Source organism: Sulfurimonas sp. (assembly GCF_026991475.1).
Lineage (GTDB): Bacteria > Campylobacterota > Campylobacteria > Campylobacterales > Sulfurimonadaceae > Sulfurimonas.
On the sequence record NZ_JALXBK010000004.1, the window covers coordinates 1 to 2,687 of the forward strand.

The following is a 2,687-nucleotide window of genomic DNA, read 5'->3' on the forward strand; positions in this document are numbered from 1 at the left end:
ATTTATCAGCAGCATTGAAAAAGGACTGACAAAAAAGAATACCGATGTAGTAGCTTTGGAGTCTGAAATAATGGATGAAAAGAAATTCTACAGACCAAACGGACAAGCAGAGTCTATAGATATTCTTTCTCGTTTTTATGCTGCAAAAAAGCTCGATAAGTACTTTTTTGATAATTGGGTTGCCTATACGCTGACACAGACAATAATGTTCTCTCCTGCGTATGAACTTGACTCTAGCCATGTACCAGATATCGCCCGCGTGTATAATCGTCTTGTTACACTTTTAGAAGATGATACGAGTATGCGTTTTATTACTTATATTCATATGAGTAGTGAAGATAACTGGAGAAGATTTCGCAGTCCTGAAGACAATGGGCGTGAGATGTTGGAGATCTTTACTTTTGATAAAAACGATGCAGATGTCCCGATTGCCGCAACTGCATTGCAAAATTGGAAGCTTGACCGTGATTATGATACGCTTGTTGTGGGACTTAACGAAAACACAAAGCCACTCTCTCTTTTTGGTACCACCATCTATAATGGCGATGATTTTTACCGTGAAATGGTAAAATCAAAAGCCTTTACATATGGTGCTGTGAAGCGTCTTGTAGAGTTCTTTTTTACAGATGATACTTCTTCAAAAATAGAATCTATTACAAATAGTATTGTTGCTTCAAATCCGCAGACGTGGCAGGGGATTCTCAAGCAGATTGTTTTTTCAAAAGAGTATTTGCTTCATACGACACGCGCAAAAAGTGCGGAAGAAGAGTTCTTCTCTTTAGCAAAAAAGATGGATTTTCAAACACGAATTTATTCTATGTATAATTTAAAACGTGCACTTGAAAATATGCACCAGGCTACAATGAAATATAAACTCGGTAAGTTAAAAAGAGTGCCTCTTGATACGCTCTCTTTTGCAAACTACAGTAAATATATGCGCGAAGAGGTAATGCTTAGACGCTCAAATCCTAAATATGTAGATGATTATAAGAACGGGTCACGTCAGGGTTGGAGTGAGAGTTTTATCTCTCGTGATAAGTTTGAAACAGTAGCCGAAGATCCTATAGCGACACTGCATAACTTTATAAACTATCTGTTTCAAGCAACGATTGCCAGAGATGCGCTGCCTAAAGAGATGGCAATGTTTGATGATCTAATGATAGAAGATAAAAATGGTGTGAAAAATGTTGTAGGTCATTTTGATATTTTAGATTATCGTTTAGATGATAATGGCGTGCGATATGGAGATATTTATAAACGCTATGTCGCATATACAGTGCTTGATTATATTAATAGACTTCAAGATATCTATCTTTACAAGAAGGTGAATTAAAATGCAAAGAAGAAATTTTATAAAATTATCACTCTCAGCTTGTACTTCTATGGCTTTGCCTAGTGTTTCTAGTGCTTCTGCTGTAGATTATTCACAGGTACAATTTGACAAAAGTCTTTATGTGGCAAATGCACCGCAGGTGTTAATGATATACCTCTATGGAGGAGCGAGTCAGCTTGCAGGGAACTTGACAAATTACGATGAAATAGAGACAAAATCACAAAGTTCGTATGAATCTTACTTTAGAAGTGTTACAAAAACTTCTAATAATTTTTGGCAAGAGGCAGGTGGTACCTATATGGAAGATATGGTGGCTGCGGGTGATATGACCGTATTTAGAACTTGCTACTCGAAAGTAAGAGAGGTAAATAATAATAAATCACACGGCTCTTGTACCAACCAAAATCAAAAAGGTTCTTTTGATATATCTCGCGCGGGAATTGTAACGAACATTACAAATATCCTCTCAAACGCAGCACTAGTTGATGAAAATACGCCTATGCCATTTGTGACTATGGAGGGAGATTCTCAGTTTTATGCATCAGGACATACAACGATTCCTAGTTATTTAAAAGCAGTGGGACTTGATGAAAATCTTGATAATCCTTATAAACGTCATGTGAGAAATTGGTATGAATATACAAGTGAAGAGAGTCAAACGACGGGCTACAGTAACGCACAAACTGGTTTTGATCCTGCATTTAATAGCACTATGAACGAGATGGCACAGAGCCTCAACACAAACGGTAAAATTCACAATGCTTTTGCAAAGAGAAAACCTTTAAGTCTTTTTGTACAAAGTATTAAAAATACAACAACTCCAGATCTTGCTGGGGATGCTTACCCGACAAAAAGCAGTTTTGCAAAACGTGTTGAGTCTTCTATAAAAGTTTTGGCAAACAATCCTGCTACAAAAATCATCACAATGAATACAGGCGGGCTAGGTGGTTGGGATGATCATAATGATGCAAGACAGTATGTAACGCGTGCCGAGTTAATGTTTAAAACGCTTAAATCTGCCATGGCACATCTCAAAGCTGTAGGGAAGCAAAACAACATCTCTATTATGGTTTTTGGGGAGTTTGGACGCAATGTCAATCTCAACTCTGCTCTTGGCTGGGATCATGGAAATCTGCAAAACTTTTATGTGCTTGGTGGAAAAAACTACTTTTCACACCGTGGGGTAGTAGGTGAGACTATGCTTGATATCACCGGTTCCGTAAACAGGCTCTATATGAAGCCAAAAGAGGGGAGTGAAAGTTACGAGCATCTCAGCATTGCGGCAACGCTCTACAAGGTATTTGGCGTTACCAATCCAGAAGTGTTGACTGATGGAAATGGTGCTGTTAAGCTT

General features: G+C 38.0%; 2 protein-coding genes. Both read left to right on the forward strand.

All coding sequences use genetic code 11. The annotated features are described in order from the left end of the window. On the forward strand, positions 1-1,333 hold a 1,333-nt coding region (locus MV589_RS00295; protein ID WP_297430947.1), incomplete at its 5' end, for a hypothetical protein. Between the two features lies 1 nt (position 1,334). Beyond that, on the forward strand, positions 1,335-2,687 hold a 1,353-nt coding region (locus tag MV589_RS00300; RefSeq protein WP_297430948.1), incomplete at its 3' end, for a DUF1501 domain-containing protein.